General features: G+C 73.8%; 13 protein-coding genes. 1 reads left to right on the top strand and 12 read right to left on the bottom strand.

The window, feature by feature from the left end; all coding sequences use genetic code 11:
• Positions 1-270: 270 nt before the first annotated feature.
• The 12 genes from Q1V71_RS07420 to mraZ all read right to left on the bottom strand — a co-directional run bounded on the left by Q1V71_RS07420 (position 271) and on the right by mraZ (position 13,712).
• A complete protein-coding gene (locus tag Q1V71_RS07420) occupies positions 271-1,014 on the bottom strand; it encodes an FtsQ-type POTRA domain-containing protein (protein ID WP_300642429.1) in 744 nt (247 codons plus the stop codon).
• Complete coding sequence (murC, locus tag Q1V71_RS07415) at positions 1,011-2,441, bottom strand: UDP-N-acetylmuramate--L-alanine ligase (RefSeq protein WP_300642426.1); 1,431 nt, start codon at positions 2,439-2,441, stop codon at positions 1,011-1,013. The genes Q1V71_RS07420 and murC overlap by 4 nt, the downstream gene beginning before the upstream one ends.
• The gene (gene murG / locus Q1V71_RS07410) at positions 2,438-3,526 is read right to left on the bottom strand and encodes an undecaprenyldiphospho-muramoylpentapeptide beta-N-acetylglucosaminyltransferase (protein WP_300642422.1); all 1,089 of its coding nucleotides are present in this window, start codon (positions 3,524-3,526) and stop codon (positions 2,438-2,440) included. The genes murC and murG overlap by 4 nt, the downstream gene beginning before the upstream one ends.
• Before the next feature lie 30 nt (positions 3,527-3,556).
• A complete protein-coding gene (ftsW, locus tag Q1V71_RS07405; protein WP_300642419.1) occupies positions 3,557-4,813 on the bottom strand; it encodes a putative lipid II flippase FtsW in 1,257 nt (418 codons plus the stop codon).
• Between the two features lie 47 nt (positions 4,814-4,860).
• Positions 4,861-6,348 (bottom strand): UDP-N-acetylmuramoyl-L-alanine--D-glutamate ligase, encoded by a 1,488-nt coding sequence (gene murD, locus Q1V71_RS07400; RefSeq protein WP_300642416.1) that lies wholly within the window; start codon positions 6,346-6,348, stop codon positions 4,861-4,863.
• Positions 6,345-7,433, bottom strand: coding sequence for a phospho-N-acetylmuramoyl-pentapeptide-transferase (gene mraY, locus Q1V71_RS07395; protein WP_300642413.1), 1,089 nt, complete (start codon positions 7,431-7,433; stop codon positions 6,345-6,347). Before mraY ends, murD begins: the two co-directional genes overlap by 4 nt.
• 151 nt (positions 7,434-7,584) lie before the next feature.
• The gene (locus tag Q1V71_RS07390) at positions 7,585-9,138 is read right to left on the bottom strand and encodes a UDP-N-acetylmuramoyl-L-alanyl-D-glutamate--2,6-diaminopimelate ligase (RefSeq protein WP_300642411.1); all 1,554 of its coding nucleotides are present in this window, start codon (positions 9,136-9,138) and stop codon (positions 7,585-7,587) included.
• Positions 9,139-9,176: 38 nt separating this feature from the next.
• Positions 9,177-10,970: a penicillin-binding protein 2 gene (locus tag Q1V71_RS07385; RefSeq protein ID WP_300642408.1), complete on the bottom strand. Its 1,794-nt coding sequence runs from the start codon at positions 10,968-10,970 to the stop codon at positions 9,177-9,179.
• Positions 10,971-11,050: 80 nt separating this feature from the next.
• Positions 11,051-11,752: a hypothetical protein gene (locus Q1V71_RS07380; RefSeq protein ID WP_300642405.1), complete on the bottom strand. Its 702-nt coding sequence runs from the start codon at positions 11,750-11,752 to the stop codon at positions 11,051-11,053.
• Positions 11,752-12,831 (bottom strand): 16S rRNA (cytosine(1402)-N(4))-methyltransferase RsmH, encoded by a 1,080-nt coding sequence (rsmH, locus tag Q1V71_RS07375; RefSeq protein WP_300642402.1) that lies wholly within the window; start codon positions 12,829-12,831, stop codon positions 11,752-11,754. Before rsmH ends, Q1V71_RS07380 begins: the two co-directional genes overlap by 1 nt.
• 1 nt (position 12,832) lies before the next feature.
• Complete coding sequence (locus Q1V71_RS07370) at positions 12,833-12,985, bottom strand: hypothetical protein (protein WP_300642399.1); 153 nt, start codon at positions 12,983-12,985, stop codon at positions 12,833-12,835.
• Between the two features lie 310 nt (positions 12,986-13,295).
• The gene (gene mraZ, locus Q1V71_RS07365; RefSeq protein ID WP_300642396.1) at positions 13,296-13,712 is read right to left on the bottom strand and encodes a division/cell wall cluster transcriptional repressor MraZ; all 417 of its coding nucleotides are present in this window, start codon (positions 13,710-13,712) and stop codon (positions 13,296-13,298) included.
• Positions 13,713-14,040: 328 nt separating this feature from the next.
• Between mraZ and Q1V71_RS07360 the strand changes: the two genes are divergently transcribed.
• Positions 14,041-15,018 (top strand): MoxR family ATPase, encoded by a 978-nt coding sequence (locus Q1V71_RS07360; RefSeq protein WP_300642393.1) that lies wholly within the window; start codon positions 14,041-14,043, stop codon positions 15,016-15,018.
• Positions 15,019-15,045 lie beyond the last annotated feature (27 nt).

Here is a 15,045-nt window from a genome sequence, read left to right as displayed (position 1 = left end):
GCTTCGATGACGGTCTTCTCGATACCCAGCAAGGCACGCCATAGGCTGCGTTCACGCACGCCGTTCTCCTGCTCCTGGTGACTGTTCTTCGACAGCTCAGAAACCTAGACAGAGAACGGCGTGCGCTCATTCAGGCGCGATCACAGCACCCACACATGCAGCAGAAGAGCCCGAGTCAGGGTCGAATCCGTGCCGAGTGAGCGGTGGACCAGCGCCCACCGCTCGGTCCCTGGCGACGAGTCACCGGGAAGCTGGCGACGGGTCAGCGGGTCACTGGCGGGTCGTGGGGGTGGCGGGCACGGAGACGTCGTACACCCGGGCGTCCTGGGTGAGCAGGACGGCGAGCACCTCGGCCTTGCGCTCGGAGTCCTCCGCGCTCCCCCACACCACGGTGCGGCCGTCGCGCAGGGCGAGCTCGATCCGGTCGATGCTGGCGACCGAGACGAAGTCCACCCGCGGTGCGAGGTCCTCGGGCAGGGCGGAGACAACTGCGGCGGCCTCGCGCAGCGCCTCGGAGCTGGCGCCCGAGGCGGTCTGCACGCGGGGCAGGTCGGGCGGGGCCGTGGCGTAGTCGCGGAACACCACGCCCTCGGCGTCCAGGCCGCGCAGGGCGGTGCCGATCTGCACGACGGCGACGGCCTGGCGCTCCACGACGCTGATGGCCACGGTGTGGGGCCAGCGGCGCACGACGTCGACCTCGGAGACCATGGCCAGCGAGGAGACCCGGGTCCGGACGGCGTCGAGGTCCACACGGGCCAGCGGCTCCCCGAGAGGTACGCCGGCAGCCTGCTCGACCTCGTCCGGCGCGAGCTGCGAGGCGCCGGCCACGGTGACCTGCTCGGCGGCCAGCCAGGAGGAGAACCACACGGCGTACGCACCGAGGCCGAGGGCGAGCAGCGTCGCGAGCGCCAGCAGCGCCCGCCGCCACGACAGCCACCGCCGGGCCCACCGGCGGCGGGCGAACGCCCGCCGCGCACGGACCTCGCTCGCTCCCCGGGGCACGTCCTGGATCACGCGCGCTCCCCTGCGCGCAGCAGTGCCAGGACCTGGGGGCCGACCTCGGTCACGCTGCCGGCACCGAGGGTGAGCACGACGTCGCCCGGGCGCGCGCGGCGCACCAGCTCGGCGGCGACGTCGGCCTGGTCGGGGACGAAGGCGACCTGCTCGGCGGGCAGCGGGACGGCATCGGCCACGAGCGCGCCGGTCACGGCGGGGTCCGGGTCCTCGCGGGCGAGGTGGACGTCGAGGACGACGACCTCGTCGGCCGCACCGAGGGCCTCCCCCATGGCTGCACCGAAGAGCCACGTGCGGGAGACCAGGTGCGGCTGGTAGGCCACGACGACCCGCCCGCTCCCGGCCAGGGAGCGTGCGGCCTCGAGGTCACCGGCGATCTCGATCGGCTGGTGGGCGTAGGAGTCGTAGACCCGCACGCCGCCGGCCTCGCCCTTGGGCTCCATCCGCCGGCCGGTGCCGGTGAAGGACTCCAGGCCGGCGCGCAAGCCGTCGAAGGGCAGGCCCAGCCGCAGCCCGGCAGCCAGGGCGCAGGCGGCGTCCAGGACGTAGTGCCGCCCGGGGATGCGCAGCGAGACCCGGCCCAGCTCGCGGCCGTCGTGGACGACCGTGAAGGCCGAGGTGCTGCCCTCGAGCACGACGTCGCGTACCTCGAGGTCGGCACCGGGCCGCTCGCCGACCGTGACGATCTCGCGACCGTCGTCGCCCACCTGGGCGGCCAGCGTCTGCGCACCGTCGTCGTCGGTGCACAGCACGAGGAATCCGTCGCGGTCGACGGTGCCGGCGAAGTCGACGAAGGCCTGGCGGTAGGCCTCCTCGGTGCCCCACTGGTCGAGGTGGTCGGCGCCGACGTTGGTGACGATCGCGGCGTGCGGGCGGTAGACCAGGAACGCACCGTCGGACTCGTCGGCCTCGGCGACGAAGAGCGGCCCCGCGCCGGCGTCGGCGTTGCGGCCGGTGGCCGAGAGGAGGCCGCCGACGGCGTACGTCGGGTCGGCGTCGCAGGCGAGCAGGGCGCAGGTCAGCAGGGAGGTCGTCGTGGTCTTGCCGTGCGTGCCGGCGACGGCGACGACCCGGCGCCCGGCCATCGTGGCGGCCAGGCCGGCCGAGCGCGGCAGCAGCCGCAGCCCGCGGCGCCGGGCCTCGAGCACCTCGGGGTTGTCCTCGCGGGCCGCGGTCGTGACGACCACGGAGTCGCCGTGGCCGAGGTCGCCGAGGTGCTCGGCGGCGTAGCCGCGGTGCACGGTCACGCCGAGCTCGCGCAGGCTCGGCAGGAAGGGGGTCTCGGCGTCGTCGGAGCCGGTGACCTCGACCCCGGACATCGCCATGATCCGGGCGATGGCCGAGAGCCCGGCGCCGCCGATGCCGACGAAGTGGACCCGACCGAGACGGTCGGCGGGGAGGATCTCGTCGGGTACGGGCAGCCTCATCGGGCCCCTCCCCCGACCTCGAGGACGATCCGGGCCAGCGCCTCGTCGGCGTCGCGCGGCACCAGCGCCACGGCGGCCGCGCCCATGGCCGCCAGCCGGGCGGGGTCGGTCACGAGCGGCACGGCGTGCTCGACGACCCAGTCGGTGGTGAGGTCGCCGTCCTCGACGAGCAGCGCTCCCCCGGCCTCGACGACGGGGGCGGCGTTGCGGCGCTGCTCCCCGTTGCCGATCGGCAGCGGCACGAAGACCGCCGGCAGCCCGGTCGCGGCCGCCTCGACCACGCTGTTGGCACCGGCGCGGCAGATCGTGAGGTCCGCGGCGGCGAGCGCGAGGTCCATCCGGTCGCAGAAGTCGAGGACGACGTACGGCGGCGCACCGGGAGTCGCCGGGCCCGGCTCGGCCCCGCCGTGCTTGCCCTGCACGTGCAGGACCTGCACGCCCGCGGAGGCGAGCGCTGCGGCCGCACCGGAGACGGACCGGTTGAGGCTCTGCGCGCCCTGCGAGCCGCCCGTGACCATCAGCGTCGGACGGTCGGGGTCGAGGCCGAAGAACGCCCGTGCCTCGGCGCGGACGGCCGCACGGTCGAGGGTGGCGATCATCCGGCGGACCGGGAGGCCGACGTACTCGGCGTGGCGCAGCGGGGTGTCGGGGAAGCTGGTGCAGACCCGGCGGGCGACCCGGGCGCCGAGCTTGTTGCCCAGGCCGGGCAGGGCGTTCTGCTCGTGCACCACGACCGGGACGCCCCGACGGCGGGCAGCGAGGTACGCCGGCACCGAGACGTAGCCGCCGTACCCGACGACGACGTCGGGGCGGACGCGGTCGAGCACGTCGTACGTCGCCCGCACGGCGGCCCGCAGGCGGCCCGGCACCCGCAGCAGGTCGGCTCCGGGGCGCCGGGGCAGCGGCACGGGCGGCACCAGCTCGAGCGGGTAGCCGGCGGCCGGGACGACCGTGGTCTCCAGGCCGCGGGCGGTGCCCAGGCAGGTGATCTCGACCTCCGGGTCCAGCCGGCGCAGGGCGTCGGCGGTCGCGAGCAGGGGCGAGGTGTGGCCGGCGGTGCCGCCGCCGGCGAGCAGGATGCGCATCGGGGCCACCCTAGGTTCGCTGCCCGACGCTCAGGGCAGACGACCCGCCGAGACACCGGTGGAGCGTGACCGACGCCGCGCGGCGAGCGCCTTGGCGGCCTCGGGCTCGCGGCGCGCGAAGCCGATGAGCAGGCCCAGTGCGGTCAGCGACGGGAGCAGGGAGGAGCCGCCGTAGGAGATGAGCGGTAGGGGGACGCCGATGACCGGGAGAAGCGCCAGCACCATGCCGACGTTGATCATCATCTGGCCCAGCAGCCAGACCACGATGCCGAAGGTGGCGTAGCGGACGAACGGGTCCCGGGTGCCGAGGGCGACCCGCAGCGCGGCGTAGGCGATGGTGAGGAAGAGCCCGACGACCAGCAGCGTGCCGACCAGCCCGAGCTCCTCACCGAGCACGGCGAAGATGAAGTCGGTGTGCGCCTCGGGCAGGTCGCCCCACTTCTGCTGGGAGGCGCCGATGCCCTCGCCGAACCAGCCGCCGCTGGAGAGGGCGTAGAGACCGTGGGCGGGCTGCCAGCCGGTGTCGAGGTAGTCCTCGAAGGGGTTCATGAAGGTGGTCAGGCGCGACCAGCGCTCGCCGTCGGTGACCGCGAAGCCCGCGGCGATGGTGCCGACGACGCCGAAGGTCATGACGAAGAAGCGCATCGGGGCGCCGACGACCCACAGCATGCCCATGAGGATGGCGCCGAAGACCAGTGCGGTGCCGAGGTCGCGGCCGGCCACGACCAGGCCGGTGGCCAGGAACATGCCGGGCACCACGGGCACCACCAGTTGGTGCAGGTTGCCCAGCCGGCGCTCCTTGTTGGCGTACACCGTGGCCGCCCACAGGATGAGGGCCAGCTTGGCGATCTCGGCCGGCTGGATCGCCACGGGTCCGACGCCGAGCCAGTTGCGGTTGCCGTTGATCTCCTTGCCCAGGAAGATCGTCAGGAAGAGCAGCACCAGCGAACCGACGTAGGCCCAGACCGAGATCCGCTTGAGGAAGCCCAGCGGCAGCCGCGAGGCCACGAACGCGGCCGGGAGGCCGATGAGCAGCCACATCAGCTGGCGCCGCACCACGGCGTAGGAGTCGCCGTCGTTGAGCCGGAAGGAGTACACGCTGGAGGCGCTCAGCACCATGATCAGGCCGATGGTGAGCAGCAGGGCCGACGCCCCGAGCAGCAGGTAGTACGACGTCAGCGGCTTGTCCAGCGCCTCGCGGGCGGCGGCCAGGCCCGCGAACCGGTGCCCGTCCCGCGCCCGGGCCGGAGCGGGGACGATCCGGGTCTCGTCGGCGGTGGTGCTCACGCCGGGCCCTCCCGTCCTGTCCCTGGTTGTGGCGCTCGTGCTGGGGCTCAGCCGGCGAGGTGCTCCCGCACGGCCCCGGCGAACGCGTCACCGCGGGCGCCGTAGTGGGTGAACTGGTCCATCGAGGCGCATCCCGGGGCCAGCAGGACCGTGTCGCCGGGTCGGGCGAGCTGGGCTGCGGCCGCGACGACGCGTCCCATCGGACCGTGGTCACCACCTGTCACACCAGTCTCATCGTTCCCGACCCGGATGACGGGCACATCCGGGGCGTGTCGTGCGAGCGCCTCGGCGACGACGTCGGCGTCGCGGCCGAGCAGGACGACCCCGCGCAGCCGGTCGCGCACGGCCTGCACCAGCTCGTCGAAGCGGGCGCCCTTGGCCAGGCCGCCGGCGACCCAGACGACCGGGTCGTAGGCGCGCAGGGAGGACAGCGCCGCGTGCGGGTTGGTGGCCTTGGAGTCGTCGACCCAGGTGATGCCGTCGGCCTCGGCCACCACCGCGATGCGGTGACCGTCGAGCCGGAAGCCGCGCAGGCCGTCGCGCACCGCCTGCTGCGAGACGCCGTGGGCCCGGGCCAGGGCCGCGGCGGCGAGGGCGTTGGACACCACGTGCGGAGCGTGGCTGGGCAGGTCGGCGACCGTGCAGAGCTCGGCGGCGCTGGTGCTGCGCTCCTCGATGAAGGCGCGGTCGACCAGGATGTCCTCGACCAGTCCCATCATGCCGACCGAGGGCATGCCGAGGGCGATGCCGATCGCGCGGGCTCCCTCGACCACGTCGGCGTCGCGGACCAGCTGCTCGGTGACGGGGTCGGCCACGTTGTACACGCACGCCCGCTGGACGCGCTCGTAGACGCGGCCCTTGTCGGCGGCGTACGCGTCCATGGAGGGGTACCAGTCGAGGTGGTCCTCGGCGACGTTGAGCACCGCCGCGGACTCCGCGCTCATGGAGTCGGTGTAGTGCAGCTGGAAGCTGGACAGCTCCACGGCCAGCACGTCGTGCGGCACGGGGTCCATCACCGCCTCCACCAGGGGCAGCCCCACGTTGCCGGCGGCGACGCTGCGCAGGCCCGCGGCGCGCAGGATCGCGTCGAGCATCTGCACGGTGGTCGTCTTGCCGTTGGTGCCGGTGACCGCCAGCCACGGGGTGGCGTGGTCGGGGTGGCGCAGCCGCCAGGCCAGCTCGACCTCGCCCCACACCGGGATGCCGCGCTCGCGGGCCTCCACCAGCAGCGGGCTGTCGGGCCGCCAGCCAGGCGAGGTCACGACCACGTCGACGTGGTCGAGGTCGGCGGGCAGCGCAGCGGTGGTGCCGGGCCCCAGGCGTACGTCGGCGCCGAGCACCTCCAACAGCTCGGCCTTCTCCTCCTTGCCCTCGGCCCGCTCGTCGAGCGCGGTCACCGCGGCACCGAGGTGGGTCAGGTTGTCGGCCGCGGCGAAGCCCGAGACGCCGAAGCCGGCGACGACGGCGCGCACGCCGTCCCAGGAGTCGGTCTGGCCGAGGCCGTCGAGGTCGCGGCGGGCCCGGTGGCGGCTCACGTGCCCGCGACCCACTCGGCGTAGAAGATGCCCAGGCCACCGGCGACGCAGAGACCGGTGAGGATCCAGAACCGGATGACCACGGTGATCTCCTCCCACACCATCTCGAAGTGGTGGTGGATGGGGGCGATGCGGAAGAGCCGCTTGCCCGTCCCCGTGATCCTGCGGGTCGCCTTGAACCAGGTCACCTGGAGCATCACCGAGACGGTCTCCATGACGAAGACGCCACCGAGGACGATCAGCAGCAGCTCGGTGCGGGTCAGGATCGCCAGGCCGGCCAGCGCGGCACCCAGCGCAAGCGAGCCGGTGTCGCCCATGAAGATCTGCGCGGGCGCGGCGTTCCACCACAGGAAGCCGAAGCAGGCCCCGGTGATGGCGGCCGCGATGACCGCCAGGTCGAGCGGGTCACGCACCTCGTAGCACTTGCCGTAGGCGATGTCGGCCTGGCCGCACCACTGGTTGTTCTGCCAGATGTTGACGATGGTGTAGGCGCCGAAGACCATCACGCTGCAGCCGGTCAGCAGACCGTCGGCGCCGTCGGTGAGGTTGGTGGCGTTGCTGGTGGCGATGACCATCAGCAGGATCAGCGCGAGCACGACGACCATCGGCAGCACGAAGCTGTCGAGGTCGCGGATGAAGGAGAGCGAGAACGACGCCGGCCGCTGGCCGCGCTCGTCCTCCAGCGCCGGGCTCAGCGCGAGGACGCCGAAGGTCAGGCCGACGACGGTCTGGCCGACGATCTTGGCCTTGCTGCGCAGGCCGAGGCTGCGCTGCTTGTAGATCTTGATGAAGTCGTCGAGGAAGCCGACGAGCCCGGTGCCGACGAAGAGCAGCAGCAGCAGCCAGGCCGAGGCGCTCGGCGGGGTCATCGTGATGAGCTTCGCGGCGAAGTAGCCCACGACGCTGGCGGCGATCAGCACGACCCCGCCCATGGTCGGGGTGCCGCGCTTGACGTGGTGCGTGGTCGGCCCGTCGTCGCGGACCTCCTGGCCGTAGCCGAGGCGGGTGAACTGCCGGATGGCGTAGCGGGTGCCGAGCAGCGAGATGAGCAGCGAGATGCCACCTGCCAGCAGGATCGCCCTCACCGGCCGCCCACCTCCGTCTCTACCTGTGTCGTGCGGCCCGCTCCCGCGGCTCCGCGCCGCGGTCCGCCGTCGGACCGTCGAACATCTTCGCGCATGCCGGGCCCTCCCGGCCCGCGCCCCGCCGCGGGGGTGGCCATCCTCACGTGCGCGCTCACGTGCCCGCGCCCGCGAGCAGGTCGCGCACGACCTCGCGGTCGTCGAAGGGGTGCACGACCCCGTGGACCTCCTGGCCGGTCTCGTGGCCCTTGCCGGCGACCAGCACGATGTCGCCGGGAGCGGCCTGCTCGAGGGCCCAGGCGATGGCCCGGCGGCGGTCGCCCTCCTCGCGCACCTCGGCCCGCTCGCCCTCCGGCACCTGGGCGCAGCCGGCCAGCACCGCAGCCCGGATCGTCGCGGGGTCCTCGGTGCGCGGGTTGTCGTCGGTCACCACCACGACGTCGGCGAGCCGGGCCGCGATCTCGCCCATGAGCGGGCGCTTGCCGGTGTCGCGGTCCCCGCCGGCTCCGATCACCACCAGCACCCTGCCCGAGGTGAGCGGCCGGAGCGCGGAGACCGCGGCCTCGACGGCGTCCGGCTTGTGGGCGTAGTCGACGACGACCTCGAAGTCCTGCCCGGCACGGATGCTCTCGAGCCGGCCGGGTACGCCGGCGAGCCCGGCGATCCCCTGCGCGACCGCTGCGGGGTCGAGCCCGGCCTCGCCCGCCGCGGCGATCGCGGCCAGCGCGTTGGAGACGTTGTAGGCCCCGGCGAGGGGCACGCCGGCGGCGTACCGGCCCCCGGGGGCGAGGACGGTGAAGTCGGTGCGGCTGGGAGCCGGCTCGAGGTCGCTGACCGACCAGGTCGCGCCTGCTTCCCCGCCGGTCGAGAAGGTCGCCAGCGGCAGCGTGGTCTCCCCCGCCAGCCGCCGCCCGTGCTCGTCGTCGACCGAGACGACGGCGCGGCGGGCGCGCTCGGGGGTGAAGAGCGAGGCCTTGGCCTCGTAGTACTCCTCCACCGTGTCGTGGAAGTCGAGGTGGTCGCGCCCGAGGTTGAGGAAGACCGCGACGTCGAAGACGACGCCGTCGACCCGGCCGAGCACCAGGGCGTGGCTGGAGACCTCCATGGCGCACACCTCGACGCCGCGCTCGACCATGAGCGCGAACAGCGCGTGCAGGTCGGGGGCCTCCGGGGTCGTCAGGGCGGTCCTGACGTCGGTGCCGGCGATCCGGGTGCCGACCGTGCCCACGACCGCCGGGACGGTGCCGGCCGCGGCCAGTCCGCCCTCGAGCAGCCGGGTGGTGGTGGTCTTGCCCTGGGTGCCGGTGACGCCGACCATCACCAGCCGCCGGGCCGGGTGGCCGTAGACCTCGGCGCTGACCCGGCCCAGGACCCGGCGCGGGTCGGGCACGACGACCCGGGGCACGTCGGGGTCCAGCCGCTCGGCACCCGCGGGGTCGGTCAGCACCGCGACCGCACCCGCGGCCAGGGCCCGGTCGGCGAAGTCGGCGCCGTGGGCGCGGGCTCCGGGGAGCGCGGCGTAGAGGTCGCCGGGCAGCACCCGCTCGCTGCTCAGCGTGATGCCGGTCAGCGCGGCCTCGCCGGTCGCCTCCGCCACCACCCCGAGCTCGGCCGCGATCCACGCGGCGAGCGCGCGCAGCGAGGTGGTGGGCGGGTGCGCGGGGCGCGTCGCCGCGGTCTGCGCTGCCGTCCGGTCTGCGGTGGTCACGGACCCAGGACCCTACGCCCCGCCAGGGGCAGCGGGTGTCACCACTCGACGGGGAGCGAGGACGGCTTCGTGCTGGTCGGCGGGACGGCGTACCGGCGCAGGGCGTAGCCCATGATCTTCGAGAAGGCCGGGCCGGCGACCGAGCCACCGCCCCCGCCGTTGCGCGGGTTCTGGACCACGACGTAGACGGTGAAGCGGGGGTCGTCGGCCGGCGCGAAGCCGGCGAAGGAGACGGTGAAGGTGCCGTCGTAGCAGCCGCACTCGGCGTTGGCGCGCTGCGCCGTGCCGGTCTTGCCCGCGACGCGGTAGCCCGGGACCTGGGCGCCCGGGGCGACACCGGCCTCGGGGTCGACGACGCGCTCCATCATGAGCATGGTCTTGCGGGCCGCGTCCTCGGAGAGCACCCGGCGCGAGGTGACGGTCTCGGTGCCGACCTCCTCGCCGGAGTCGGCGGTGGCCCGGCCGCGCACGAGGCTGGGGTCGACACGGACACCGCCGTTGGCGACGGTGTTGATCGCGGCGGCCATCTGCAGGGCGTTGACCGAGACCGACTGGCCGAAGGCGACGCGGTCCTGGGTCTGCGAGGTCCACAGCGAGCCGGCGGGCACGATGCCGGGCGACTCGCCGCGGACGCCGACCCCGGTCGGCTCGCCGAGGCCGAAGGCCGTGAGGTAGTCGCGCAGCTCGTCGCCCTCGAACTTGTCGGCGGCCAGCACGGTGCCGATGTTGGAGGACTTCGCCAGCACCCCGGCCAGGGTGAGGTTGATGGTGCCGTGGTCGAACCAGTCGCCGATGGCGCGGTCCTGGCGCTGCAGGCTCGGCGGCACGGTCAGGCGCGTGCGGGGCGTGACGCGTCCGGCGTCGACGAGGGCGCCGAGGGTCAGCACCTTCTGGACCGAGCCGGGCTCGTAGACGTCGCTCATCGCCCGCGAGCCGAGGTCGGCCTCGTCGGCCTCGAGCGGGTCGTTGGCGTCGTACGTCGGGAAGTCGGCGAGGCTGAGGACCTCACCGGTGCGCGAGTCCATGACCACGGCCACGCCGGAGTCGGCATTGGCGCCGTAGACGGTCTGGCGCAGGACCCGCTGGACGTACCACTGCAGCTCGCGGTCCAGCGTGGTGGTCAGGTCGCGGCCGTCGACGGCCTCGACGACCGTCTGCTCGCCGAGGGGGATCTTCTGACCGGCGGCCACGGAGTAGCGCGCCGAGCCGTCGGTGCCGGAGAGCTCGGCGTCGAAGGTGCGCTCGAAGCCGGCCAGCGGCTGGGGGGTGCCGTCGGCCAGCGGGGTGCCGAGGAAGCCGATGACGTTGGCGGCGACGTCGCCCGCGGGGTAGACGCGGATCGGGTCGCGCTGGGTGGTCAGGCCGTCGAAGCCGAGCTCGCGGGCCCGCTCCACCACCGCCCGTGCGTCGGCGGCCGGGACGGCGCGCGCGAGGTACTGGAATCGGGTGTCGGTGCGGCGCAGCCGCTCCAGCGTCGTGACGTAGTCGACGTCGAGCTTGGTGGCCAGCAGCTTGGCCAGCTCCGGGGCCCGGTCGACCTCGTTGCCGGCCTCGTCGGTGTTCACCAGCGCCGGGTCGGCGATCACCATGAGCCCGTCGACCGACTCGGCCAGCGGCTCGCCGTTGCGGTCGAGGATGTCGCCGCGGGTGGCGGGCAGCACGACGTCCTGCATGCTCTCGGCCGCGGCCATCGCGGCGTAGGAGCCGGGGTCGATCCCCTGCAGCTGCACCAGCCGGGCACCGAAGACCGAGAGCACCATGGCGATCAGCACGAAGCCGATCCGCAGCCGCAGGTGCGGAGCGCCGCGGCGGGGGTAGCGACTGGTCCTCACGGGTGTCCTCGGGGTGCTCGGGTGCTGGATGGTGTCTCTGCCGGTGGTCTCTGCCGGTCGGCGGTGGTCCGGAGGGTGGGTCAGCGGTCGCGGCCCGAGCGTCCGCGGTCGTCGCGGCGCTCCCGGTCTCCACCGCGGTCGCGGTCCGAGGACGCCTCCCCATTCCTACCGCCGCGGTCGGACCTCGCAGCGTCGCCACGCCCATCGCCCCGGCCCTCGCGGTCGCCCCGGTCGTCGGCCCGGTCGTCGGCCCGGCCCTCACCGTTGCCGTTGCCGTTGCCCCGGTCACCGCTGAGGGTGCCCTCGGGCGGCTGGACCACCCGCGTCGCGGGGGCGAGCTCCGCGGGCAGCGGCGGGGCCTTGGCCTCCAGCAGGACGGGGGCGAGGACCTGCGCACCGGCGGGGTCGCCGGCCACCGAGCCGTCGGAGAGGTCGAGGAACAGCGGGGCGGCCGGGACGCGCATGCCGAGCTGCTGCGCCCGACGGGCGACCTCCTGGGGGTCGCGCAACTGCTCCAGCTTCATGCCGAGCGACTCCTGGCGCGCCGAGAGCACCGCGGCCCGCTGCTCCAGCGAGGTGGCGGTGAAGGCCGACTGCTGCATCGAGGTGTTGAAGAGCAGCAGCCCCACCACGCCGCCGAGCAGCAGCACGGTGACGAGGGAGACGAAGGGCAGGCGGGCGGCCCGGGTCTCGGCCCGGGGCACCACGGTGAGGCGGGCCCGCTCGACGGCGGCTCCCGCGAGACGGGGAGCGCGCTGGCGCAGGGTGGCGGGGCTGGGCATCAGGCGACTCCCCTGTTCGTGGACCTGTTCGTGGACCTGCTCGTGGACGTGCTGGTGGCCTTGCCGGGCTTGCTGCTGGACCTCGACGTCGGGCGCCCGGTGGGCCGCTCGGCCGGCCGGACCCGCTCGACCGCCCGGAGCCGGACCGAGGCCGCCCGCGGGTTCTCGGCGATCTCGGCAGCATCGGCCTGCTCGCTGCCGCGGGTGACCAGGCGAAGGGCCGGCTCGCTCCCCTCGGGCACGAACGGCAGGTCGGGCGGCACCTCGGACCGCGTGGCGGCGGTGAAGGCCTGCTTCACCAGGCGGTCCTCGAGGGAGTGGTAGGACTCCACCACGACCCGGCCGCCGACCCCGATGGCGTCGATGGCCGCCGGGAGCGCACGTCGCAGCACCGCGAGCTCGTCGTTGACCTCCATCCGCAGCGCCTGGAAGGTGCGCTTGGCCGGGTGACCGCCGGTACGACGGGCGGGGGCCGGGATCTCGGCGTACAGCAGCTCGACGAGCGGGCCCGAGGTGGTGAACGGCTCGCTCTCGCGGCGGCGCACGACGGCCTGGGCGATCTTGCGGGCGAACTTCTCCTCGCCGTAGTCGCGCAGCACCCGCGTCAGCTCGCCCACCGAGTAGGTGTTGAGCACGTCCGCGGCGGTGGGACCGGTCGAGCCGTCCATCCGCATGTCGAGCGGGGCGTCCTCGGCGTACGCGAAGCCGCGCTCGCGGCGGTCCAGCTGCATGGAGGAGACGCCGAGGTCGAAGAGGACCGCGTCGACCTCGGGCAGGCCGAGCTCCTCGAGGACGTCGGGGATCTCGTCGTACACCGCGTGGACGCCGGTGAAGCGGTCGCCGAAGGGGGCCAGCCGCTCGCCGGCCAGGGCGAGGGCCTGCGGGTCGCGGTCGATGCCGACGACCCGGCTGTGCGGGAGGCGGACCAGGACCGCCTCGGAGTGCCCGCCGAGGCCGAGGGTGCAGTCGACGAGCACCCGCTCCCGGCATGCCGTGCGGTCCTCGTCGCGCTCCAGCGCGGGTGCCAGCAGTGCCACGACCCGGTCCAGCAGCACCGGGACGTGCAGGGGGGCCGGCACGTCAGCGGCCCAGGCTCGAGAGCAGCGCCAGCGCGGTGGCGGCTCCCACGGACGTCGCGAGCGAGAAGACCATGAGCGTCGCCGCGTCGCGGGCCTGGTGACGGACCCGCCTCTCGGCGGCCGGCGCCGGCGTGGGCGCGTGCGTGCTGCTCATCGTCTCGACCCGTTCGTGTGGTTGCTGCTGTGGGGGTTGCGGTGCTGCTCTGCGGTGCTGCTCTGCTGCGGGATCCCGCCGGGCCTGGTCCCTGCCCGCTCCGTGTGCTCGTGATCTGGGGCCGGGGAAGGTGTCCCAGAGACGGTCCGTCTGCGGCCGGGGAAGGTGTCGCAGAAGGGGGGTGGAGCGGGCCGAGACCAGGCCCTGCGGTGTCCCGTTGTTCAGTTGGTGCGTCCGTGCTGTGCGGCTCGGGGGTCCTGCTGGTCCTGCTGGTCCTGCTGGTGGAGCGTGGGTGGAGCGCCGGTGGGGACTACTCGCCGCTCGACTCGTCGAGCTCGGCGAACTTGGCCTGCGCCCCGGAGGAGTACTCCTCCCAGCGCTGCGGAGCCCAGATCTCCACGCGGTCCCCGACCCCGACCACGACGACGTCGCGCTCGAGACCGGCGCTGGCGCGCAGGAAGGTCGGGATGCCGATGCGTCCCTGCTTGTCCGGCGTGCCCTGCTCGGCCCCCGCGAAGAGCACGCGGCGGTAGTCGCGGGCGTCCTTGTTGGTCATGGGCGTCGCCTGGGCGCGCGCCGCCTCGGCCATGAACGTCTGCTCGGGCCACACCGTGAGGCAGTTGTCCTGTCCCTGGGTGATCACGAGGCCCTCCGCAAGCGCGTCCCTGAACTTGGCGGGGAGGAAGAGGCGGCCCTTCTCGTCGAGCTTCGGCGTGTACGTGCCCATGAAGAACACGGGGCACCTCCGCTGACGGTCAGGAACCTCCTGGCTCCTCCACTTTCCCCCACTCTACTCCACTTCGCTCCACCGTCAACCACCTTCCACCCCCTTTTGCTCCACGTCGCTCCCCCCTCTGCCACCCCGCTCCCCCGCGGCCGCCAGCCGGGGTCGCCAGCACGGGCCCGGCCTCCTGCACCGCAGCCCTCGGCGCCGGATCGCAACCAACCCGTGACCCCGCGCGTCACAGCCCTGCGCCGGCCGGCGGCTACGTTGCTTCTTGCCGCGACCGCCTACGGTGGAGCGAGGCGTGACGACCCATCGGGAGGACCCAGCTGTGGCAGCACCCAGCACCGACGGTGCCGACCTGGAGACGCTCGCCCGCGTCGCCGACCGGGTCCGCACCAACATCGAGAGGGTCATCGAGGGCAAGCCGGAGGTCGTCTCCGCGACGCTCGTCGTGCTCCTGGCCGAGGGCCACCTGCTGATCGAGGACGTGCCCGGCGTGGGCAAGACGATGCTGTCCAAGGCCCTGGCCCGCAGCATCGACTGCTCGGTACGACGCATCCAGTTCACCCCGGACCTGCTGCCCTCGGACGTGACCGGGGTGTCGGTGTTCAACCAGGACACCCGCAGCTTCGAGTTCCGCCCCGGCGGGGTCTTCGCCAACATCGTGGTGGGCGACGAGATCAACCGCGCCTCGCCCAAGACCCAGTCGGCACTCCTGGAGTGCATGGAGGAGCGGCAGGTCACCGTCGACAACGCGACGTACCAGCTGGACTCCCCCTTCATGGTCATCGCGACGCAGAACCCGATCGAGATGGAGGGCACCTACGCCCTGCCCGAGGCGCAGCGGGACCGCTTCATGGCCCGGGTCTCGATCGGCTACCCCGTCGAGGCGGCCGAGCTCGCGATGCTGCAGAGCCACACCTCGCACACCCCGCTCGACGAGCTGGAGCCGGTGACCGACGCGGCCGAGCTGCGCAAGCTGACCTCGATCGTGGGCGAGGTCTACGTCTCCGAGCCGGTGCAGCGCTACGCGGTCGCGATCAGCGCCGCCACCCGGCGCAGCCCCGAGCTCAGCCTGGGTGCCTCACCGCGCGCGACGCTCCACCTCGTGCGGGCCGCCAAGGCGTACGCCGCACTGTCGGGTCGTGACTACGTCCTGCCCGACGACGTCTCCGGCCTCGCCGAGCGGGTGCTCGCCCACCGGCTGCTGCCCAGCGTGGAGGCCTCCATGGGCGGGCGGACCACCGAGGAGGTGCTCGGCCGGATCCTCGCCGGCGTCGCCGTGCCCGAGGGACAGCGGTCGTAGTGGTCCGGGCGCTCGGGAGCCACTGAG

It is taken from the genome of Nocardioides sp. (assembly GCF_030149505.1).
GTDB lineage: Bacteria > Actinomycetota > Actinomycetes > Propionibacteriales > Nocardioidaceae > Nocardioides.
Note: the sequence above shows the minus strand (reverse complement) of the source record. Positions and strands in the feature narration are given on the sequence as shown.

Excerpts from the sequence above, each read along its gene's own strand:
- murC (WP_300642426.1), bottom strand. The coding sequence starts at position 2,441 with ATGAGGCTGCCCGTACCCGACGAGATCCTCCCCGCCGACCGTCTCGGT.
- murG (WP_300642422.1), bottom strand. The coding sequence starts at position 3,526 with ATGCGCATCCTGCTCGCCGGCGGCGGCACCGCCGGCCACACCTCGCCC.
- Q1V71_RS07380 (WP_300642405.1), bottom strand. The coding sequence starts at position 11,752 with ATGCCCAGCCCCGCCACCCTGCGCCAGCGCGCTCCCCGTCTCGCGGGA.
- Q1V71_RS07370 (WP_300642399.1), bottom strand. The coding sequence starts at position 12,985 with ATGAGCAGCACGCACGCGCCCACGCCGGCGCCGGCCGCCGAGAGGCGG.
- mraZ (WP_300642396.1), bottom strand. The coding sequence starts at position 13,712 with ATGGGCACGTACACGCCGAAGCTCGACGAGAAGGGCCGCCTCTTCCTC.